Origin of the sequence: Streptomyces agglomeratus, from assembly GCF_001746415.1 — a bacterium.
Classification (GTDB): Bacteria; Actinomycetota; Actinomycetes; order Streptomycetales; family Streptomycetaceae; genus Streptomyces; species Streptomyces agglomeratus.
The window spans coordinates 15,703-36,210 of record NZ_MEHJ01000003.1 but is presented as its reverse complement, the minus strand read 5'-3'; the positions used below and the strand labels follow the sequence as shown (position 1 = coordinate 36,210).

Genomic DNA, 20,508 nt, shown 5'->3' with positions numbered 1-20,508 from the left:
GGCATCCGGGTTACCCGGCTCTGGGGTGGGGCGGCTTGGGGTGGGGGCCCCGCTCCGTTGGGGCCCCCACAGCGCGCAATCCGAAATCCGCGAATGGCACGCTTCGACCGGCTCAACATCGAGGGTGGGTCCCGGGTTACGGGCCGGTCGGGTGAAGCGTGGTGGGCGGCGCCGTTTCGGTCGGGGCAGGGTCGTTGGGGTGGGGCATGCTGACGAGCAGGTGCCTGTGGTGGCGCCGGCAGGCCAGCGTGGTGCGGGGCCATCCCTCCACCCTCCGTCCTCGCACCACGCTGTACGGGCCGGTGCTCCCGTACCACGGCTGCATCCGGATGATGTGGGCGCTTTGGGCACCGTGATGTCTTGGCGGGTCGAGGGTGGGCAAGTACGAAGGCCCGGTGAGCCGGCCCCGGTAGGCGGAGAACCCCGGGTCGGCCACGTTGAGAAGCAGAGCATCGTGCGGACGCTGTTCGCCTTGGGTGCTCGCGGTGTGGGGCAGCGGGCAGTTCGGCACGAGGAGTTATTCGAGGACGGCGAGGTGGTCGGCGGAGGCGCCGCGCCATTCGATCAGGAAGATGGTTGCGTCGTCGCTGGTGCGTTGGCCGCGTTCTTGTTTGAGGGCGCGGGAGAGAAACAGAGCTGCGGCGCGGATTTCTTGGTCCGGGTGTGCGTTGATGCAGCGGATGAGGCGTTCTTCGCCGAAGGGTTCGCCGTCGGCGTCGCGTTCCTCGATGATGCCGTCGGTGTAGCAGAGAACCCGGTCGCCGCGCTGGAGTTGGTACTGGGTGATCGTAGGGAGTTCGCCGCCGAAGCCGACCGGCAGGGTGGTGGGGCCTTCCAGCTGCCGGGCGACCTCATGGTTGCGGATCAGTATCGGTGCGGGATGGCCGGCGTTGACCCACTGCAGGCGGCCGGTGATGACGTCCAGGTCCATCATCTGCGCGGTGACAAAATGATCGGGCCCGAACTGCTCGGCGATGGCCCGGTCCATGAACGCGTACTTCTGGGCCAGGTCGATGCCGGAGCGTCTGGCGTGGCGATAGGCGCCGACGGCGACGGTCGCCATGGTGGCGGCGTCCAGCCCATGGCCCATCGCGTCGATGACGGCCGCGTGCAGGATGTTGTCGTTGAGGGCGTAGTCGAAGCTGTCGCCGGCGATGTTGTAGGCGGGTTCGAGGGCCCCGGACACGGCGACCTGCGGTACGGACATCGTCAATGGCGGCAGCAGGGACCACTGCATCTCCGCGGCCACGCTCATCGGTTCGCGGCGCCGGGCCTGGAAGAACCGGTCGGTATACGCGTGCTTGGTGACCAGCATGTCGGCGACCAGGCCGGCGAGTCTGCGCAGCAGGCGCCGGTCGTCGTCATCGACGGTGTCCAGGGTGAGGGCCATGACGCCCACCTCGTCGCTGCCGTCCAGCAACGGCAGATACACCCGCACGCCGTCGGCCTGCCGCACCTCGACAGCGGTGGCACGCAGGAAGGCGGTCCCGGCCGGCGAATCAGCGATCACCTCGGGCTCACCCACGATCAGCCTCTTGCCCGGCAGCGGCACGAGCAGTTCCTGCGCATAGTCCTGCAGAAGGATCGAGACCCCGCGGCCACCCACCATGGCCACTTCCTCCGCGATCAGCGGAGCGATCAACTGCGGCGGCATCTCGTGCGCCCGATCCAGCAACACCCCCAAATAGCCGCTCACCGAACCCCTCCGACCGATCCACCCCGCGATGATCAGCCCACCGCTCACCGTCCGCCACAACCGCTCCCTCTGGCGTGCCCGTGGGCTGCCGATCACCTGTCCGAGGCATCCATGGTCCTCGCGCCCCAGAAGCTGGCATCAAACGATCATCACCCGCCGGCTCCCGACACGCAGACCGCACGGGCTCTTGTTACTGATGTATCCCTCTGACGGCCGCAGGCGGGACCGGGAAAGACTCGGCGAGCCGTTCACTCGCTGGTCCGAAGACGGCAACGGGTACGAGGGAGAACGCCCCGAGGACATCAAAGTCCTGCCAGGCCCGCAGCAGGGCTGTCACCCCGGGTCCCCGGCATTCTCCTCGGAGGACCGGGCCCGGAGTCGGTCTGGCGCCGTCAACGGGCGCTGCGGTCCGGAGAGTGAGCTCATTGGGTGAGTGAGCGGCATGGCAGCCGCAGTCCTCGGTTTTCACTGCTCATGCTCCTGATATGTGCTGATTGCGTCCCGGGTCGTGGCGCACCGCGTCAACGGATCCAAAGGAGACTGCTGTGCTCAATTCCGTGAAAACCACACTGGCGCTGACCGTCGGAGGCCTGGCGTTGGGGCTGCTCGGCGCCGCCACTCCGGCAACTGCGGCCGACCAGATCGGGACCCCAGTTGCCGGTGCCACGGCGGATCAGGCAAGTGGGGCGGCGGCCTATACCAAGTACGGCAGGGTCATCGCGAGTACCGGAGTCAAGATCCGCAGCAGGGCAACCACTTACTCCGGGGTGCTGGGCAGCTTCCATTCAGGGGCCAAGATCGCCCTGGCCTGCAAGGTGTACGGCCAAAACGTCGACGGCAACCACATCTGGTACAAGCTGGACCACCGCAGCGGCTGGGTCACCGCCCGCTACGTCAAGAACCTGGACTACATCCCGTGGTGCCGCTGACCCGCACACGGTGGGCCAGGCGTCGCTGACCAAGAGCTGAGCGCTGCCCATGCGCCGCAAGGCCGTGACGAGGTGTGTCTCGGGAGCCTCGAATCCCTGCACAGGTAGGGGCCCATGGCCTGCCGGCGCGCGGGCGGGCCGCCGAGGGGCGCCTGCTTACGTCTGGTTGTACCCGGCCATGAGGTTGGCAGCAGGCGCGTCGTGTCGCTCTCGGTCCGGGAGTGTCCCGGCGCGAAACCTGGTGGATCAGACGTGAGCAAGGCTCACAGCGTGGAACGGTGGCGTCATGAGCGATGAAGCGGCGGCCGCATTGCGCGGAGATATCGACCTTGCGATGTCGTACCTCATGGGTGCGATGCACGGGATCGCTGACAGATACCGCGAATTGGGGTCGGGCACCGGGCGAGGGTTCGGGCCGGACGCCGAGTATCGCGAAAACAGGATCCCCACGGGCAAGCCACTGCAGGCACTGGCGGAGGTCCTCGCTGCCGAGGCTGCGGACATCGCCGCTCGCTGTGCTGCCCTGGACGTCCAACGAGCCGCGCTCAAGCAACTCGAAGACGAAAATCTGAGGCGCAGGGCCTTTGCAGCTGCCCACGATTGAAGTCATCACCGATACGTCGTCGCTCGGCTTTGTCCGCGTCCGTCGAATTCCTCAGTCGAAGGCTGAAAAGAAAACGTTCTTCCCTGTCTTGGTGGGCGAGCGCACACTGCTCCAGCCCAGGGCCTGCTGCGCGTTGACGGTGATCCTTGCCGCATGCTGCCGGACTGTCAGGTGGCCGCTGTCTTCAAACGCCGTGGATGCGAGGTTCCGAAGGTCGCGCAGGGTGGCCCGCCTTGCGGCCCTTCTCATCTTCCGCACGGCGCAAACCTCCCGAGACAAGCAGGTGAACCGCGCCGCGCAACGGCTCGGGCATGGGGGTGGGTTCCGTGGCCGCAGGCTAGAAGGCCACACCCCCGGACACCGGAGCAGGGCCCCCGTCGCTCCCCGGACGGGCCGGAGCCCTGCTGGCCGCGACGGAGTACATGTGTAAGCGAGCACGCAGTGGTGACTCGGCAGGGGAGAGGTTGGGAAGACAGCCTCTCGGGCTCTTCGCCGACCATGGTCGGCGAAGAGCCCTCTCGCATCTATGCTCTTCGCGCCGCCCTGAAAGTGTCTTGCTGTTCCCGTCCGGGGCAGGCGTACTGGAAACCTCGCCTCTGTAGGGAGACCGGTCATGACGACTTCCCGCGTACAGCGGCCCCTGCCCGACGACACGCGTGACGCCACGGCGGACCGCCTTCAGCAGGAGAACACCCAGCTGCAGCATGCCGTCGACTCCCACGCGACGGTCGACCAGGCCATCGGTGTCCTCATCGCCACCCACCGGATACCGCCGGCCGCCGGGTTCGAGGTGCTGCGCGAGGTGTCCCAGCGCACCAATACCAAGCTGCACACGGTCGCAGAATCGGTGATCGACTGGGCGCTGGGGCAGCCGCTGCCACAGCCGGTGGGGCAGAAGCTGGACGCGGCCGTTGCAGCGGCACTCGCGCCACAAGGACCAGCCCACGTAGGGCAGTCTGGAGTTCAGGGCCTCCCCGCAGTCTGATCTGACTGGCCTTCGCCCGCTCCAGTCGCGACGGCAGTTTCGCCGTCCTCGGTGCCATCCGCCGCCCCGCATGAACCGGGGTAACCGCCTGCGCACGTCACCATGGGGCGGGTGTCGTTGTCGCGGCTCGGCTCGGCAGCCAACGCTGACGATGTGTAGAGCTTGTTGGTGTCGGTGATGAGGTGCTGGGTGTGGTCCGGGCTGTGGGCCTGGGCCTGCAGGTGCGTGTACAGCGCGCTGTACTGCTGGACGTCGGCCGGCCTTTCCAGGCAGAGGCCGCTGGTGAACCTCTCCAGGTACACCACTGCTCCCCTGACGGTGGGGTCGTTGTTCGCCGCCATGGGCGGTCTACCTCCAGCTCCAAGCCACTGCGCGTGCCAGCAGGTTGGCATGGAGCACCGGCAGTTGATCACGCGCCGTGCCGCCGGATTCGGCGGGGGCACGAATGGATTGTGACGATGTAATTTGCCGTTCGGTGGCGCCCAGTGCAGAGCAGTGCTCTACAGGGCGGACCGGCGTGCTTCGCCTCTTCGCGCTGTTGCCGCCTGGACCTCGCCGCGGTCACCATGCCAGGCCTTCGCGCACCAGTGGCCGCCGACGGCGGGCAGCCAGCCGCACACGGGTAACTACCTGCGATTACGTAGGTGATCTTGATCCAGTGGCTGATGGCCCGTTGACGTGTCCGAGGGTACGTCAGCCGCGCAGCCGAGAGGCGGTGGGTCACGTGGCCGGCAGGCGCGCGCATTGGCGGCAGGCGCGGGCCGAGGCTGCCACCACGGCGTGCGACGCGGCTGCGAGTGCGCCGGCGAACGCGAGCAGTGGCCAGTTCGTGGCCAGGACGGAGGCGGTGGCGAGCGCGAGCGTCGCGACCGCCATGGCAACGCTGGCGGTAGTACCGGTCCATGCGACCGCGAGGGGCAGCTGGTGCGGAATGGGCAGCCAGCGGGCGAGGGTGCCGGTGGTGGCCAGCGTCGCCGCGGCGAGTAGTGCTGCGACGCTGGCAACACCGGCCAGATGAACGGCCAGTAGCTGAGCCGTGCGTGGCAGCTGCCAGGGCTGATCGTGGTCGGTGGTCCAGGCCAGGTACCAGCAGGCGACCAGGAAGGGGGCGGTGAGGGCGACGGCCCGGGCGGTGTGCCGGGCCTGGGTGATGGTCAGTTCCCGTTGGCAGCTCGGCACGAGTTCGTCGAGGGTCCCGAACTCTCCCACTGCTTGGTGGGCGGCGCGCTGGTAGGCCATTCCTTCGCGGGTGTGCGCCTCTACCGTGTCCGCGAGGCCGTCGTGTATCTCCTCGATCATCCGGGCCTTGATTCGGGCCGGGCCGTGCAGGGCGGCTGTAAGGGCCGCGATGTAATCCTCGATGGGGTCGGCTTGCCGACTGGTGGCGCTCATGTGGCAAACCCGGGCGGTGCGGCGGGGTTCAGGACCGAGCCGATCGCTGTGGTGAACTCGCTCCACGCGGTGCGCTCGCTGGCCAGGGTGTGCCGTCCGGCGTCGGTGAGTTCGTAGCATCGCCGTCGCCGTTCACCAGAAGATTGCCAGCTGCTGCTCAGCAGCCCGAGCCGCTCCAGCCGGTTCAAGGCCGGGTAGATCGTGCCCGTGCGCAGCTCAAGTGCGCCCCTGCTGCGGTGTTGGACCGCGGCGATGATCGCGTAGCCGTGCAGCGGGCCTGGTTCAAGCACGGCCAGCAACAGTCCGTCCAGGTGCCCTCGCACCGCGTCTGCCCTCATGAGTAGGCAGCCTACCCAAAATTGCTGTAGGCAGTGTATGTATTGGCAGCCAACATATTTAACGCTTCTGCTCGGAGGAATCCGCAGTGACCAAGGTGCTGCTGTCCGTACATGTCCTCGCGGCGATTCTGGCGGTCGGATCGATCACGGTGGCCGCGTCCATGTTCCCCCGCTACGCGCTGCAGGCATCTGGCGGCCAGGATCCGGACGGGCGAGCCGCCGGGATCGCCGCACTCCTGCACCGGATCTGCCGCGGCTACGCTCTCGCCGGTCTCGCCGTGCCGGTCTTCGGGCTCGCCACCGGAGCCCTGCTCGGCGTCCTCACCGACGCCTGGCTGATCGCATCGCTCGCGTTGACCGTGATCGCCGCGGCCATCCTCGCCATGGCCATCCTGCCCGGCCAGCAGCGCCTGCTCGCGTTGACCCAGGACTCAGCGCCCCAGGACGGGCAGCGTCCCGCGGCGACCCGGCTGACCATGCTCACCGGCATCTTCAACGTCCTCTGGGCGATCGTCGTCATCCTGATGATCGTCCGTCCTGGCTCGACCACGGGAGCGTGATCCCCGTGCACATGTTGCGGATCGCGGCCGGTGCCGAGACCGCCTCCTTCGCGGTTCTGCTGGGCAACCTGCTCACCACACACACGCAAGCGATCACGACGCTCGTCGGCCCGCTGCACGGCACGGCCTACCTCGTCGTCATCGCGGCCACTTCGATGGCCCCGTCTGCCGCCTCGACGGGCGCCCGATGGCGCTCCGCCATCCCGGGAGTCGGCGGACTGCTTGCCCTACGGCGGATCAACATTCGTACCCAGGGAAGCCAACCTCTTACACGCAATGCCCAGGAAGGGTGACGTGATGGACAACGCATACGCTGAACTGCTCTTTCCTCGTACCGGCGTAGCACTGAGCGCGATGCGCTTCGTGAAAGGCATCGAGGACCCAGCAATCTTCAACCACAGCATGCGCAGCTATCTTTACGGGCGCTTCCTCGGAGAGCAGCAAGGCCTGCAACCCGGCCGCGACTATGACGACGAACTGCTGTTTCTGGGTTGCCTTCTGCACGACGCCGGACTCAGCCCCGAGGGCAACGGCGATCAGCCCTTCGATATTGACGGCGCCGACCTGGCCGCCCGCTTCCTCACCGACCAGGGGGTGTCACCCGAGAGGGTCGAGGTCATATGGGATGCGATCGCCCTGCACCTGCACTACGAAATCGCCATACGCAAACGTCCCGAGATCGCGTTGGTGACGGCCGGCGCCGGATTCGACCTTGGCCCCGAGGGGCCCCACACCCTCCCGGCCGGCTACGCAGACCGCATCCATGCCTCGCTGCCCCGCCTCCACGCCGCGCCCGTGCTCTACGACACGATCGTCGGTCAAGCACTCGACAAACCGCACAAGGCCCCACCATTCAGCATGCCCGGCGAACTGGTTCGCCAGCAGACCCAGGAGGTCTGGCCTACCTGGAAACAACTGATGACTCAATCCCCCAGTTGGAATGACTACGACGGCTACCAACCGAAGGCGTGAGCACGGGTACCCGGACAGCCGCCGCATGCCGAGGCCCTGGTCAGAGCTGAAGAGCGGGCTCGGGCGGGCGTGTCGCGCTGTCCGAGGTGAGAGATCGGGGGCGTTCCCTACTGTCGTCGGGCGGTAGACGCGCAGGTCGTTGTCCTGCTGCCGCATGACCGCGACAGAGACCCCGACGGCGTGTACTCCACCGGCGCCCGCCGAAGCGATCGACCCCCGCACCCTTACCCCCACCAGTAAGGGGCGCAAGACCGAACGCTCGGAGGGCGGCCCGCCCTCTTCCGCCATGCAAGAGCTCGGCATAACGCTGCCACTGTAAAGACCGGAGCCTTGTGCCGGGCAGTCCGCCAGCTCTCAGTACGGCTGACGTTGCTCAAGCCTCGTCCCATTGACGCTGTTGACCAGAGTGCGCCTGCCAGTACGGCGCATGCAGAGGCAGGTCAGTGAGCCGGGGTGGACTCTCTGGACCCCCTTACGCGCGCACGTGCGTTCAGGTCCTCGCGGGCCGCGACAGAGGCCGCGAAGAGCCTGCGACGCGCAGGTCTGGCCGCGACGGCATCGCGGCCAGACCTTGATCTCTGTGCCCGGAGAGGGCCCCACCCCGGCCCCCGGGCTGCCGGCGAAGGGCCGGGCCAGCGTCCCGGGCGCGGCGGGCCACCGTCCTCGGTCGGCCGGTGGCCTCCGTCACCCGCTGCTCGCCGTCGACTTCGTCTTCCGGCCGCAGGCGAGCCTGGTGGTGGTATGGGCCCTGGGGGACGACAAGACGCGGCGGATCATCGAGCGTGCGCACGAGCGGGCCATCGCCGCGACGATCGCTACTTGTAGTTGGCCATTGTGCGCTTCAGTTGGCCACCTGATACTCAGGCGGCGCGCGGCCGTACCCCAGCCCAGGGGCCACCGACGTCGCTAGTTCAGCTGTCGATCGGCGAGCCATCGGGACTGTGCCACGTCGTCGCTTCCCACGGTCAGGCCAGCTCTGGCGGCGGTGTAAAAACGGTCCCGACCGTCGTCGGCCCGACGCACGGCAGCCACCCAGTCGAAGTCAGGTTCGGCGAGATCCCGTGCCGCCCGTTCCAGCTGCAGGACCGCCCACCGCCATTCGCGCGCGGCAGCCACCGTGTCAGCATCACCCAGCAAGAGCACCCCCTCCCACGCTTTGGTCCGCTGGGCATCCGCTTCGGCCAGCAGCTCAAGTCCGGTGGTCCGATCGATCGGATGCGCCCGTGACGAGGGCCGGGACGGCGCCGTTATGCGGTGCGCAAGTAAGTGGACCTCTTTGAGTGCGCGAGCGTACTCGGAGTAGGCATCCAATCGTCGCTCGTCCCACCGTACTGAAAGGGCTCGCGTCCACTGCGCTCTGTCATTGAGGCGGGTTGTGAGGAGCGTTCCGAAGGCGCCGACGATGACACCGATGAGTGCTGGCAGTTGACTGAGGAAGGTAGTCACTTCCGGAGCTTGCCCCCGTCATCGCAGAGCCGCACCGGTTGAGCGCGATTGCAGCGATGGGGCGGGTAAACGCTCACGTGCGCGGCCACCTGGCGAGCCCAGAGCGGCCAACTAGCGTGCCCGACCACACCGCCACTCTCGCGCCTGCGTGGTGAGCGTGACTCCAAAATCGAACGCATGGTCTAATTTGAGTCATGGCGCATTCCACGCTCCCGACGACCTGGCGCAGGCGCAGTACGACTGGGGCCGTACGTACACCGCGCTTGCCGCTGCCCACCCACGCGGCACCACGGCGCTGCGGCGTCGCTTGCTGCACCTCTCCAACCGGCTCTTCTGGCATCCCTTCTGGTCCACCCCGGCCGGACATCGACCGCCGCCCGGGCCGCCCTGTCCCAGCCGGTACGCGCCCACAAACGAGGGAGGGATGCGCCGTGATGGGTCACCTGACCGTGAGGCAGGAGCAAGTTCTGGCCTGTATCCGGGAGTGGATCTACGAGCACGGGAGGGGCCGACGGTTCGCGAGATCGGTCACCGGGTCGGCCTGTCCAGCACCTCGTCCGTGCAGTACCAGCTCAAGCGGCTTGAGCAGCAGGGCGTGATCTCGCGCAGTGGCAGCCGCTGGCGCTCCTACCGATTGACCTGAAGGCGGGGCACCGCCATGTCCGCACCGTTTGATCTCCCACCGGACCTGTCGCGCCTGCGCGTGCTGGAGACCTTCCTGCTCGCGATCCTGGCCCGGGTGCGGGAGCGGATCCGGCACCTGGAGCAGCAGGCTGTCATCCACGAGAAGATCGAGCGGCAGAAGCCGCCGCCGGAGTGGACGGTGCAGATCAGCATCAACGGGCACACGCCCGTCGCCGTGCACGTCGGCGCGTGTTCCATGGGCGGAAGCGAGGTCCGCAGCAAGGCGATCAGCCGGCAGGACGCGATCCAGGCCCTGCACGACGGGGTCAGCGCCTGCACCCTGTGCCGCCCGGACACGGAACTGGGCATCCTCGAGTAAGACGGGCTGACCTAGGCGCTGGACTTACGCCCCGTCGTCTTCTTTGCCGCCGACTTCTTGCCCGGGGCCTTGGCCGCCTTCTTGGCGGGCGCGTTCGCGGCTTTGCGTTCTACGTGCCCGGCCATGTCATGGACGCTCGCATCATCGCCGCCCGCGCCGCCCGCGCGGCCCTGGACCTCGCCGCGGGCCTGGCGTGCGGACTCACGGATTCGAGCAGTGCGGACATGAGGTCGACGACGGGAGCCGCGGCCGGCTCGGGCTGAGCCCCTTCGGGCTTCGCACCCTCGGCCTTGGCGCGGATCAGATCTTCCAGGGCTGCGCGGTAATGATCACGGAAACCACTGAGGTCCTCAACGGCCATGGCCTCCATGAGGTCGACGGCCGCCTCGATCTCCTCGTCGGCCACGGGCACAGGCTTGGGGAGCAAGGACTCAGGGGAGCGGATCTCGTCCGGCCACTTCAGGCTGTGCAGGACGATCGCGTCCTCCTTGATCCGCAGCAGCCCGAGGCGCTCCCGGTTGTGCCACGCGTACTTGGCGACGGCGACCTTGCTGGAGCGCTCCAGGGCCTGGCGGAGCAGGACGTAGGGCTTCGCTGCGACGGCGCCGTCGGCTGCCAGATAGTAGGAGTCGCCGATGCGTACAGGGTCGATGGACTCGGCCGGCACGAAGGCGACGATCTCGATGGCCTTCGCGGTGGGCAGCGGCATGGCGTCGAGCTCGGCGTCCGTGACCTCGATGATCGTGTCGCGGGAGATCTCGTAGCCGCGCCCGATCTCGCCCTGGTGCACGACTTGCCCGTCCAGCTCGCAGACCTTCTGGTACCGGATCCGACCGCCATCGGCCTCATGGAACTGACGGAAGGCGATGCTGTGGTTCTCGGTGGCGCTCAGGACGCGACAAGGGATGGTCACTAGGCCGAACGAGATGGCTCCACTCCAGATGGGGCGTGGCATGGCGGGCCTCCAGCGGTGGGGGTATCGGCCTAAAACGGACACCGCAGTGGGCGTGGGGGCGGGCCCGGACACTCCGCCGGGTGAAACGTCGGGTGGTCGCTCTCACCGGGCGAGGCGACGACGAGCGGGTCTCCGCAGAGGCCCACTACCCCGATTCCGGTTTGCACGAGGGCGAAGGTGCGCGAGTCGTCGTCGATCACCCCCGGTGTCGTCCTGTCGTTAGCTCCGGCCGGGTGGAGGATGGGTCTTGATGATCACCGCTGACCCTCGGGAGGGGACCATGGCCGACGTCTGGGTGCTCAGTCCAAGTCACAGCGAGCCGGAGAAAAGCCGTCTGATCCGTTCCGACGCCATCACCTACCTCAGCACGTCCGCCGAGGAGCTTGTCGCGGCCCGCGTCGGATCGGACGACACTGTCGTCTTGGTTCACCGGGCCACCCAGGGCGGCAGAGACCTCCCCGACGACTTCCACCTCGCCTACCTGGCCAAGCTCGCCGTGGCCCGCGGGCGGGCCCGCGTGAGCGAGGAGGACCTGGTGCTCCTCGCCGACACGGACGCCAACGGCGCATGGGACTGGTCGGTGCTCCCCGTCTCGGAGCTTTGGCCAGCCTGACTTTCGTATCAGCTGGCCCTGCCAAGGGGGGAACCGGACGCATTCGCCGAGCAGTCCCCCGCACCGGGCGGGGAATTCGCGGGCGTCTGGCCTGGTCAGCGTCCGGTGAGCCGGTGGAGCGCGGGAGCACTGACGCCGCCGTGGCGGTGCGCGACGGCGAGCTGGTGGTGCTGCCCACGGACACCGTGTACGGCATCGGCGCCGACGCGTTCAACCGCGAGGCGGTGGCCGGTCTACTGCGGGCAAAGGGGCAGGGCCATGCCGTCGCCAGTGCTGGTCGCCTCCCCCGATGCCCTCAAGGAGCTGGTTGCCGACTTCCCTCTGCAGGGTTGCGCGCTGGTGGAGGCGTTCTGGCCGGGCGGGCCGACCCTGGTCGCCCGCCACCAACCGTCACTGACCTGGGATCTCGGGGAGGCCCACGGCACGGTCGCGGTCCGGCTGCCGTCCCACCCAGTTGCTCTCGACCTGCTCACCGAGACCGGCCCGATGGCGGTCTCCAGCGCCAACCTGACGGGACAACCGTCCCCACAGGACTGCGATGCCGCCCACGACATGCTCGGGGACTCGGTCGGTCTACTTGGACGGCGGGCCCACCCAGGCCGCCGTCGCCTCCTCGATCGTGGAGCTCACCGGCGCCGTTCCCGTCCTGAAGCACGCGGGCGCGATCAGCGCCGAGCGCCTGCGCACGGTGGCACCCGACCTCCAGAAGCCGTGACCCGGCGCGCCGACGGCCCACGGCGGCGAAGCCCGCCGCTGCAGCCACCCGTTCGGCGGCAGTCCTGATCGCGATGGCGTCGTTGGGGACTGTGTGGCGGTACACGGTGAACAGCGCGTTCCCGGCAGCGCGCCGGACACTGCCCAGGTGCCCGGTGACCGGCCCTACCGGACGGAGCGGGTGCGCCGTGAGCTTCGGCTTCGGCTGGAGGCCGCCGTCACCTCGCGGCTGGGGATGCCCGGCGACACGAAGGTGCTCAGTCCTCGGCCGACGCACCCGTGCCGCCTTTGGCAGACCCCCGCGCTGTAGCGAGCTGGGCTGTCGTAACCTACGGCTCATGACTGATGCCACGTCCCCGACTCCGTCCGAAGCCTTCGAGCTGCTGCTGGCCGGCAACCAGCGTTTCGTCGCGGGTACGCCGCAGCACCCGAACCAGGACGCCGCGCGCCGCGCCGAGACTGCCCCGGGCCAGCGTCCGTTCGCGGTGCTCTTCGGCTGTTCTGACTCCCGCCTGGCCGCCGAGATCATCTTCGACCGGGGCCTGGGGGACCTGTTCGTCGTCCGGACTGCGGGCCACGTGGCGGGGTCGGAGGTGCTGGGCAGCATTGAGTACGGCGTGAGCGTGCTGGACTGCCCGCTGGTAGTGGTGCTGGGCCACGACTCGTGCGGCGCGGTCGCGGCCACCCGCGCTGCCCTGGCCGACGGCTTGGGCAGCACTACCGGATACGTGCGCGACGTGATCGAGCGCGTCACACCCAGCGTTCTGGCCGCCCGCGCGGCCGGGCTCACCGGGAACGACGAGATCATCGACGAGCACATCCGGCACACCGTCGACCTCCTCCTGGACCGCTCCCGGGTGCTCGCTGACCAGGTCACAGCAGGACACACGGCCGTGGTGGGCCTGTCCTACCGGCTGGCCGACGGCAGCGCGCGACTCGTAACGACCCGCGGTCTGCCGACGGAAGCGACTGCCTCGGGCACGAGTGCCTGACCATTCAGGCGCGGACACCGAGAGCGACGTCGCCTTGATCACTGCACAGCCTCGTAGGCAGCGGGTGCTGTGGACGAACAGCAAGGACAACGCCTGCCACATCGACCACCCGGCCAACATCCGCTGACAGCGGGAGCTGGCCGCCGCCCTGGGGGAAGCGACCGGCGGGAAGGCTCCTGACCGGCCTGTGCCCTCAGCTGTGCGCCACGCTGCTGCTCGGAGTGGGCCACACCCGAGGACGCCGAAACGCTTCCCAGATCCACCAGCCCGGCCGCATCCGTGTCACCCGCGGGTGGCACCTCGGTCAGGACGCCGGCCGCGCCGATCGCCCTGCTCAGTCCTTCGGCGGATTCCGCGATGTCGATCAGCCGGTACGCCTGCGCCCGGCTGATCCCCAGCTCGGCCTGCGCGTACTCACCCCACCCCCGTAGCCCAGCGCCACCCACACCCGCGCCCGGTGCGCGTCGCGCACCCGCTGCGCCAGCACCACAGCCGCCCGCCGCGCTTCGCCGATCGCCGCCCGCAGCTGCTCGGTCAGCCGGACCGCATGTACCCGGCCCACCGGCTCCAGCCCCGCACCCTGACCCTGCTCATCCGAGGAAGCCACAGCTCCATGGTGCTCCCCGTGAGCCCGGCCGGGCAGGGGGCGCGAGAACCACGCGCGCCTGCCGGCTGGTAGGGGTGAGGGCCCTGAGGGGCTTGAGCAGGGCCCTCACAACGCGGGTCCGTGGGGGACGGATATGCAAACACGCGTCGGCGGAACAACGACCACCAGGGCGTCACGGTCACGGTCTGCCCGGATGCCCTGCCTCCGAGCGTGGTGAGTCTCGGGTTGTTAGAGGGCGTGTCTTGTGGGCGCCCAGGGTGTGAGTGGGCGTGACCACGGTCTCCAGGGGTCGGCCGCGGTGGGGCCGGCCCCTGGCCGTGCAGCCAGGCACCTTGTTGCGCGCTTGAACCGCTGACCGTCTCGATGTGCGCAGGCGCTTACCCCGGTTCATGCGCGGCGGCGGGGGCGGGTGTCGTTGTCGCGGCTCGGCTCGGTAGCCATCGCTGACGATGTGTAGAGCTTGATGGTGTCGGTGATGAAGTGCTGGGTGTGGTCGGGGCTGTGGGCCTGGGCCTGCAGGTGCGTGTACAGCGCGCTGTACTGCTGGACGTCGGCCGGCCTTTCCAGGCAGAGGCCGCTGGTGAACCTCTCCAGGTACACCACTGCCTCGCGGCTGTCGGGGAGCTGCAGGAGGGAGAACTGTCCGGAGAGTCCCGGGTGAGCGCCCGCCGTGTGGGGGAGGACCTGCACGGTGATGTGCGGCTCGGTGCTCAGGGTGTGCAGGTGCTGCAGTTGCTCGCGCATGATCTCCCGGCTGCCGATGACGCGCCGCAGGGCTGATTCGTCCAGAACGACCCACAGGTGAAGGCGGCGGGCGGGGTCGTAGATCCGGTGCTGACGGCGAAGCCGCACCCTCAGACGCCCGGCGGCTTGTTCGACAGTGACCGGGGGAATCGTTTCCTCGATGACCGCGGCCGCGTAGGCGGGAGTCTGCAGCAGGGCGGGGATCACCATGGGCTCGTAGGTATGGATGGAGGCGGCTTCCGTCTCCAGGCCGACGTACACGCTGTGGGGGATGTCGCCGTAGGCGTGCCACCAGCCTTGCCGGCTCGACTCCCTGGCCAGCTCCACCAGAGAGTCGACGGCCTGCTGGTCGGTGACGCTGTAGAGGTTGCACAGGTCGCGCACGTCGCGGGGGCTGACGGCACGGCGGCCGGTCTCCATGTGACTGACCTTGGCCTGGGAAACCAGCAGATGCGCCGCCACCTGCGTACCGGTCAGGCCGCTGGCCATACGAAGCCGACGCAGCTCCGCTCCCAGTCGTTGTCCCCTGACGGTGGGGTTGTTGTGCGTCGTCATGGGCGGTCTACCTCCAGCTCCAAGCCACTGTGCGTGCCAGCAGGTTGGCATGGAGCACCGGCAGTTGATCATGCGCCGTGCCGCCGGATTCGGCGGGGGGCACGAATGGATTGTGACGATGTAATTTGCCGTTCGGTGGCGCCCAGTGCAGAGCAGTGCTCTACAGGGCGGACCGGCGTGCTTCGCCTTCCCCGGTAGGGAATCCACGGCATAACGTCAACGCCGTGGGGCCGTCGCACTCCGGGGGCCGGCAAGGGTTGCGCCACGCCGCGCCCCCGAACGAGTGATCGCGGTAAGCGCGCTGCCTGCCGCCGGTCGCGCCGACGCGGAGGGACCCGTAGACAGGGAGAGCAGCCTACGGGCTGCTGCCCCCATGCCGGGGCCCGCGCCACCCCGAGGGCGCGGACCCCGGTGAAGCCCGCTGGAAGGAGCCGACGGTGGCCTCAGACCCGCAGCGCACGACCGCTCTTCTGGCCGGCTGACGGAGCCAGTTGTCACTGACAAAGCCAATTGAGATTGCCCCCTGGCAGTGATGTCTGCCAGGGGGCTTCGAGTGGCGTCAGCCGGTGACCTTGGAGAGACCTGACTGCTGCACTTTCCGGGTCACGGGTCCGGCCGGGTGAAGTGTGGTGGGCGGTGCCGTCTCGGTGAGGGCAGGGTTCTTGGGGGTGGGGCATGCTGACGAGCAGGTGCCCGTGGTGGCGCCGGCAGACGTGGTGCGGGGCCAGGGCCCGTCCGTCCATCCTTGTTCCCGCACCACGCTGTGCTGGCCAGGCACGGAGAATGCCCGGTTATACCGCCCAGTCGAGTCCCAGCCCGGCGAGTTGCTCGCGCTGTCCCTGGCTCAGCCCGGCGCGTCTGCTGCGGTTGTTGGACAGCCACACCCCGAGCCGGACCGAGGTACCGTCCGGCAACTCCTCGACATGCCCCCGGGGAACGACGGCCTTCCCTTCCCGCGCTTTGTACTGGGCGAGCGCGGCGATGCCTCGCTCGAACGCCCCACCCGAGGCCCGACCCGAGGCCCGGCCTGCGGCCCGGCGGGCCTGGGCGGGGACCGCCGGCTTTTCCGCGGGGCCGACCCCGAGCGCCGCCAGGCGCTCACGCTGCCCGTCCTGCAGCAGGTGCCAGTCGCGCCGCTGGGTGGCCAGCCACCGCCCCAGGTCGATGCCGTGCACGACCGTCCCGGGCTCCACATGGGCCAGCGCGCCTCCCGGCGCCGCGAGTTGGGCCAGGGTGGCGTAGGCGCGATGCCAGTCGATGGGCCAGTCAGGGTTCCAGTCCAGGTCGATCGCGGCCAGCAGCGCCGCACGCCGGTCGGCACGCCGCCGGTCTTTGCCCAGACCGTTCTTCTTCCGCGCGTTCGCGAGGAACTGGCCCACAGGCCGCTCCATCATCGCCGCCGTGACCGGCGCAGCCAGCGTCCCGTACGTCTCGAAGTACGCCGTCGCCGCCCCCAAGTTCTTCTCCCACGCCTCATCAGCGGGCTCCCACACGATCCCGAGCTCCTCCAGCTCAGCAGCCCGCTTCGCGGGCGGGGCTGTCCGGCTCCGTCCGGCGAGTGCAGTGGCAGTCGCTCCCGGAGTGGGGGCGGAGGCAGGTCCGAGCTGCCGATCAGCCTGGAGATGACCCTCACGAGCGCTTTCCGCCACAACGCGGCTGATACGGAACGGAGGGAAGGTAGGCGGCCCATTCCTGGCGGGTCAGGGTGCGGCCCGCCCTCGCGCAGATATCGGCCCGGGCGGTGCTCAGGTCGAGGGACCAGCTGATGATTTTGCCGTCCTCGCCGCCGGAGAGGAGCACGCCGTCAGAGGTGAAATCCAGTCCGCGGACTCTGCCGCTGTGACCGGCGAGTTCGGCGACGCGGTTCTGGCTGATGACGTCCCAGACGATGATCGTGTGGTCGTCGCCCGCGGAGGCGAGGAGGCGGCCGTCACGGCTGAAGGCGAGAACCTGAACGGGTGCTGTGTGCCCGTTCAGCACGGCGGTCTGCCGATGGGTCGCGGCATCCCACAACGCCACCGTCCGGCTGTCGCCCGCCGTCGCGATGAGCGAGCCGTCAGGGCTGAGGGCGAGATCCTGAACCGCACCCTGGTGTGTGTCGGTCCTGTCGACGAGCGTGCCGCCGGTGACGTCCCACTCATTGATGTAGCCCCCTGGACTACTGGTCACCAGGCGCCGCCCGTCACGGCTGAAGGTCAACGACGTGACGAGCCGGGCGGAGTACTTGGGTGTCAAGGGGGAGGGTGACGCGACGTCGCGCACATCCCAGACGAACGGGCCGAGAGTAGCGGCCGCAAGGTAGCGGCCGCCGGGATCGAAGGCGATATCGGTGGAGGCGCCAAGCCCGGTGGTCGGAAAGGGTTTCGTCTCGTGTCGCCGGTGTCGCACATTCCACAGGGTGACCACGTTGTTCCGTGTCACCGAGGCGAGCAGCCGCCCGTCGGGGCTGAACGCGACCGCCTGAACCCGGTCCGGGTGGCCGGTGAGTGCGGCTATCTGATGCCCTCGGACGTCCCAGAGCCGCACGACTCCGTCGTTGCCGGCAGAAGCGATCAGAGCACCGTCGGGACTGACCTTGAGGTCGTTCACCGGCGCGTCGAATCCGCTGAAAGGCGTGTTCCGCAGGTCGTGAAGAACGATGGTGCCGTTGAAGCCGGCGGTGGCAAGCATCGCTCCGTCCTGGCTGAGGGCAAGGGAGGCCGTCTCGGTACGGCCGCGGTCCAGCAAGGTCTGCAGGCGTTGGCGGTGACGCAGGTCCCATAGGGTGACTGTGCCGTTCTCATCGGCCACTGCGATCCGGTCACCGACGGGTGCGGACACCGTCCAGCCGTAGGAGCCCTGCAAAGGCAGCGTCGGGAGTGCGACGGGCGGGTCGCTGCGGAGGTCCCACAGGTGGACTCCTCCGTCATCCGCCGCTCCCGCCAGGACGGGCTCCGAAGGTCCGAAGACCACCGATGCGACGTGCTCGGCCGGCAGCCGGGCGAACGGCCTTCCGGTGGACAGGTGCCAGGCGACCGGATCGGAACTGCCGTCGGCCGACACCAGCAACTTGCTGTCGTGGCTGAATGTCAGGGACCGGACAGCTCCTCCCTGACCGTGCAGGAGGCGGCGAGATCCGGTGGACAGATCACGCACGGCGATATCACCGTGCGCTCCGACACCGACGGCGATCATTCTGCCGTCGGGGCTCAACGCCATACCCAACGCCATCTCTTTTTCCGTCATCGAGGCCACCTGACGGCGTGTTCGCGCATCCCACACGGTGATCGACCCGGTGGTTCCGCTGTTGCCCGTGGCGGCGAGCAGTTTCCCGTCGCCGCTGAACCCCACGCCCCTGGCCCGTTCGGCTCGGCCGGGAAGGGAGGCGATCCGAGTGCCTCGCTCCGGATCCCAGAGACCGATCGTCCCGTCACCGGCAGCGGAGGCAAGCAGTGAATGGTCGGGGCTGAACGCGACGGCGTAGACAGCCGGGCCTCCGGTATTGAGCTCGGTACGGCGGCGGGCGGACGCCGCACTCAGGACTGCGCCCCGGGATTCGGCAGCAGGGTGCAGATGATCTGCCTCCACGGCCAGCAGCCCGGCCAGGTCGGGATCCGTGGACAGCAGGGAGCGGGATTGCAGGGACAACTGTTCGGACAGGGCTATCAGCTCCTGCCGGTGGGCGTCCTGTCGCTGCCGCACGGCGATGCCGCCGCCGAGGAGGGCCAGCAGCAGCAGGACCGACATCCCGGCGACGAGACGTTTTAGCAGACGGGCACGACGCCGCGTACTGTCACGCTCGGCCGCCTCCGCGGTCGTGCCGGCGTCCAGGAACGAGCTTTCGAGCTGGTTCAACTCCCCGGTGTGATCGTCGGCCCAGGACCGGGCGGCGGCCAGCTGCGCCCCCCGGTACACGGCCCCGCCGTCACGCTCCAACGACTCCCATGTGCGGGCGGCCTCGGTGAGCCGCCGGTGAACGAACAGGCTCGACCGATCATCGGTGAGCCAGCGATGCAGACGGGGCCAGGCACGGATCAGTGCCTCATGGGCGACCTCGACCCGCTCCTCGTCCAGGACGATCAGGCGCGCATCCGCGAGATGGTTGAGGACGTCGGAGATGACAGCCTCACCGGCGATGCCGTCGAGTTCACCGCGGGAGATGGGCCGCCGGGTGTCGTCGGTGCCAACTCCCAGTGCGGTGAGCCGGAGAAATATCTTGCGAGCGGCCTTCTGCTGCTCGCCGGGAAGGTCCCCGTACGCGCGCTCGGCGGTCTGCGCGACAGCCCCGCGCATGCCGCCGCTGGCGTGGTAATCCGCCAGCCGAAGGAGGGAGCCTTCGCGGCGGTCCCAGGTTTCCCTGAGGACGTGGGCGAGCAACGGCAGAGCCCCGGGCTGGTTGGCCGCCGCGGCGAGCACCGTGGCGACCAGGTCGGAGTCGACACTCACGCCCGCGCGGGCTGCCGGCCGTACGACGATGTCCCGCAGTTCTTGATGGGTCGGAGGACCGACCGGCAGCTGCACACCCTGGCGTAGCGCTGCCACCAGCTCCGGATGGGCGGAGCAGTGGGAGTAGAAGTCGGCCCGTACCGCTATGAGGGTGCGGATCCGCTCGTCGGAGGTGCAGGCCAGATCCGCGACGGCGGTGAGAAAGGCGTCTCGTTCGGCCGCGTCGGTGCACAGGGTGAAGACCTCTTCGAACTGGTCGACCACCAACACGGCCTGCGTCCCCTCCGGCTGGGCGGCGAGCCAGGTTCTCAAGGCGACTTCCAGGGTCTGCCGATCGCCGGACAGCCGGCTGCGCAGAGTGTCTGCCGCGCTGCCGGTCGCGTCGGACACGGCGGCAGCGAGTGCGGTCAGCGGGTGCGCCCCGGCGGTCAGCGGCAGTACCCGAACGTTCGGCGGCAATGCGGGGAGCAAACCGGCTCGGAGCAGCGAAGATTTCCCACTGCCCGACGCTCCGAAGAGAGCTATGAGTGCGGTGCGCGCTGTGTGATCGATCTGTTCGAGCAGATCCTTGACCAGATCGTCGCGACCGAAGAACATCTCGGCGTCCTCGGTACCGAATGCGGCCAGCCCGGGATACGGGCATGGCGGGCTCTGCCCGGCCGGAAGCCGGTCGTCCTCGGACGGCACCAGCGCCGCGGACGCAGCCTGCCATCTCGCCTCCCAATGAGTCATGTCCCCGCCGCATGCCTTGACGTAGGCGAGCGTGACCTCCAGCGTCGGCAGACGATCACCCTTCGCGGCTTCCGCCAACGTGCTGGCCGAGTAGTGGGCCTTCTTAGCCAAGGAGCGGTAGCTCGGCTCTCCGGCCTTCTCCCGCAAGTGCCGCAACTCCCACGCCAACCGCTGCACCGGCCCCGCCTCGGGATCCACAGGCCGCTGCGGCCTGCCCGCACGTGATTTCCTCCGCGACCCGTCCGT

The 20,508-nt window shown here is 68.8% G+C and carries 19 protein-coding genes and 4 pseudogenes; 12 read left to right on the top strand and 11 right to left on the bottom strand.

All coding sequences use genetic code 11. The features are described from left to right. Window positions 1-517: 517 nt before the first annotated feature. Window positions 518-1,754, bottom strand: a pseudogene (locus AS594_RS40150) (PP2C family protein-serine/threonine phosphatase). 487 nt (window positions 1,755-2,241) lie between these two features. Here AS594_RS40150 and AS594_RS40145 point away from each other — a divergent pair. Both AS594_RS40145 and AS594_RS40140 read left to right on the top strand, forming a co-directional pair. Continuing rightward, window positions 2,242-2,625 (top strand): SH3 domain-containing protein, encoded by a 384-nt coding sequence (locus AS594_RS40145; RefSeq protein ID WP_069935918.1) that lies wholly within the window; start codon window positions 2,242-2,244, stop codon window positions 2,623-2,625. Between the two features lie 286 nt (window positions 2,626-2,911). Beyond that, complete coding sequence (locus AS594_RS40140) at window positions 2,912-3,229, top strand: hypothetical protein (RefSeq protein WP_069935919.1); 318 nt, start codon at window positions 2,912-2,914, stop codon at window positions 3,227-3,229. Between the two features lie 51 nt (window positions 3,230-3,280). Here AS594_RS40140 and AS594_RS44265 read toward each other — a convergent pair whose 3' ends face one another. Beyond that, window positions 3,281-3,487: a hypothetical protein gene (locus AS594_RS44265; RefSeq protein WP_141746786.1), complete on the bottom strand. Its 207-nt coding sequence runs from the start codon at window positions 3,485-3,487 to the stop codon at window positions 3,281-3,283. Window positions 3,488-3,842: 355 nt separating this feature from the next. Here AS594_RS44265 and AS594_RS40135 point away from each other — a divergent pair, with 355 nt between their 5' ends. Then, complete coding sequence (locus tag AS594_RS40135; RefSeq protein ID WP_069774355.1) at window positions 3,843-4,214, top strand: ANTAR domain-containing protein; 372 nt, start codon at window positions 3,843-3,845, stop codon at window positions 4,212-4,214. Here AS594_RS40135 and AS594_RS40130 read toward each other — a convergent pair. From AS594_RS40130 to AS594_RS40120, 3 genes are all read right to left on the bottom strand, one after another. Beyond that, on the bottom strand, window positions 4,193-4,555 hold the full coding sequence (locus AS594_RS40130) for a Scr1 family TA system antitoxin-like transcriptional regulator (protein WP_069935920.1): 363 nt from the start codon (window positions 4,553-4,555) through the stop codon (window positions 4,193-4,195). The genes AS594_RS40135 and AS594_RS40130 overlap by 22 nt on opposite strands. Window positions 4,556-4,934: 379 nt before the next feature. Beyond that, window positions 4,935-5,606: a permease prefix domain 1-containing protein gene (locus tag AS594_RS40125; RefSeq protein ID WP_069935921.1), complete on the bottom strand. Its 672-nt coding sequence runs from the start codon at window positions 5,604-5,606 to the stop codon at window positions 4,935-4,937. Continuing rightward, window positions 5,603-5,944, bottom strand: coding sequence for a PadR family transcriptional regulator (locus AS594_RS40120; RefSeq protein WP_069774349.1), 342 nt, complete (start codon window positions 5,942-5,944; stop codon window positions 5,603-5,605). The genes AS594_RS40125 and AS594_RS40120 overlap by 4 nt, the downstream gene beginning before the upstream one ends. A gap of 86 nt (window positions 5,945-6,030) precedes the next feature. Between AS594_RS40120 and AS594_RS40115 the strand changes: the two genes are divergently transcribed. The 4 genes and pseudogenes from AS594_RS40115 to AS594_RS47115 all read left to right on the top strand — a co-directional run. Next, the gene (locus tag AS594_RS40115) at window positions 6,031-6,504 is read left to right on the top strand and encodes a DUF2269 family protein (RefSeq protein WP_069935922.1); all 474 of its coding nucleotides are present in this window, start codon (window positions 6,031-6,033) and stop codon (window positions 6,502-6,504) included. Beyond that, a complete protein-coding gene (locus AS594_RS40110) occupies window positions 6,501-6,797 on the top strand; it encodes a hypothetical protein (protein WP_338120204.1) in 297 nt (98 codons plus the stop codon). The genes AS594_RS40115 and AS594_RS40110 overlap by 4 nt, the downstream gene beginning before the upstream one ends. A 4-nt stretch (window positions 6,798-6,801) precedes the next feature. Continuing rightward, complete coding sequence (locus AS594_RS40105) at window positions 6,802-7,476, top strand: HD domain-containing protein (RefSeq protein WP_069931587.1); 675 nt, start codon at window positions 6,802-6,804, stop codon at window positions 7,474-7,476. Between the two features lie 132 nt (window positions 7,477-7,608). After that, window positions 7,609-7,795: pseudogene (locus AS594_RS47115) on the top strand (DUF6009 family protein); the annotation flags it as partial. A 587-nt stretch (window positions 7,796-8,382) separates the two neighbouring features. Here the strand turns inward: AS594_RS47115 and AS594_RS40100 are convergent. Beyond that, complete coding sequence (locus tag AS594_RS40100; protein ID WP_069774343.1) at window positions 8,383-8,922, bottom strand: hypothetical protein; 540 nt, start codon at window positions 8,920-8,922, stop codon at window positions 8,383-8,385. Window positions 8,923-9,406: 484 nt separating this feature from the next. On the opposite strand from AS594_RS40100, the gene AS594_RS40095 reads away from it, so the two are divergent. Both AS594_RS40095 and AS594_RS40090 read left to right on the top strand, forming a co-directional pair. Further along, a complete protein-coding gene (locus AS594_RS40095; protein WP_240509419.1) occupies window positions 9,407-9,565 on the top strand; it encodes a LexA family protein in 159 nt (52 codons plus the stop codon). A 15-nt stretch (window positions 9,566-9,580) separates the two neighbouring features. Further along, window positions 9,581-9,925 (top strand): DUF6233 domain-containing protein, encoded by a 345-nt coding sequence (locus AS594_RS40090; protein WP_069935784.1) that lies wholly within the window; start codon window positions 9,581-9,583, stop codon window positions 9,923-9,925. An 11-nt stretch (window positions 9,926-9,936) separates the two neighbouring features. On the opposite strand, the pseudogene ku reads toward AS594_RS40090, so the two are convergent. After that, a pseudogene (gene ku, locus AS594_RS40085) lies at window positions 9,937-10,880 on the bottom strand (non-homologous end joining protein Ku). Window positions 10,881-11,130: 250 nt separating this feature from the next. Between ku and AS594_RS40080 the strand changes: the two are divergent. From AS594_RS40080 to AS594_RS40070, 3 genes and pseudogenes are all read left to right on the top strand, one after another. After that, a complete protein-coding gene (locus AS594_RS40080) occupies window positions 11,131-11,493 on the top strand; it encodes a hypothetical protein (protein ID WP_069936355.1) in 363 nt (120 codons plus the stop codon). Between the two features lie 86 nt (window positions 11,494-11,579). Continuing rightward, window positions 11,580-12,208, top strand: a pseudogene (locus tag AS594_RS40075) (L-threonylcarbamoyladenylate synthase). A gap of 337 nt (window positions 12,209-12,545) precedes the next feature. Next, the gene (locus AS594_RS40070; protein ID WP_069936354.1) at window positions 12,546-13,199 is read left to right on the top strand and encodes a carbonic anhydrase; all 654 of its coding nucleotides are present in this window, start codon (window positions 12,546-12,548) and stop codon (window positions 13,197-13,199) included. Between the two features lie 364 nt (window positions 13,200-13,563). On the opposite strand, the gene AS594_RS45275 is transcribed toward AS594_RS40070, so the two are convergent. The 4 genes from AS594_RS45275 to AS594_RS40050 all read right to left on the bottom strand — a co-directional run bounded on the left by AS594_RS45275 (window position 13,564) and on the right by AS594_RS40050 (window position 20,439). Then, on the bottom strand, window positions 13,564-13,806 hold the full coding sequence (locus AS594_RS45275) for a hypothetical protein (protein WP_069936353.1): 243 nt from the start codon (window positions 13,804-13,806) through the stop codon (window positions 13,564-13,566). 387 nt (window positions 13,807-14,193) lie between these two features. Further along, window positions 14,194-15,105 carry a helix-turn-helix domain-containing protein gene (locus tag AS594_RS40060; RefSeq protein WP_069936352.1) on the bottom strand — a complete coding sequence of 304 codons (912 nt, stop codon included), beginning with the start codon at window positions 15,103-15,105 and terminating at the stop codon, window positions 14,194-14,196. A gap of 791 nt (window positions 15,106-15,896) precedes the next feature. Further along, window positions 15,897-16,598: a helicase associated domain-containing protein gene (locus AS594_RS40055; RefSeq protein WP_069936351.1), complete on the bottom strand. Its 702-nt coding sequence runs from the start codon at window positions 16,596-16,598 to the stop codon at window positions 15,897-15,899. A 136-nt stretch (window positions 16,599-16,734) separates the two neighbouring features. Continuing rightward, window positions 16,735-20,439, bottom strand: a complete 3,705-nt coding sequence (locus tag AS594_RS40050; protein WP_141747278.1) for an nSTAND1 domain-containing NTPase — start codon at window positions 20,437-20,439, stop codon at window positions 16,735-16,737. Window positions 20,440-20,508 lie beyond the last annotated feature (69 nt).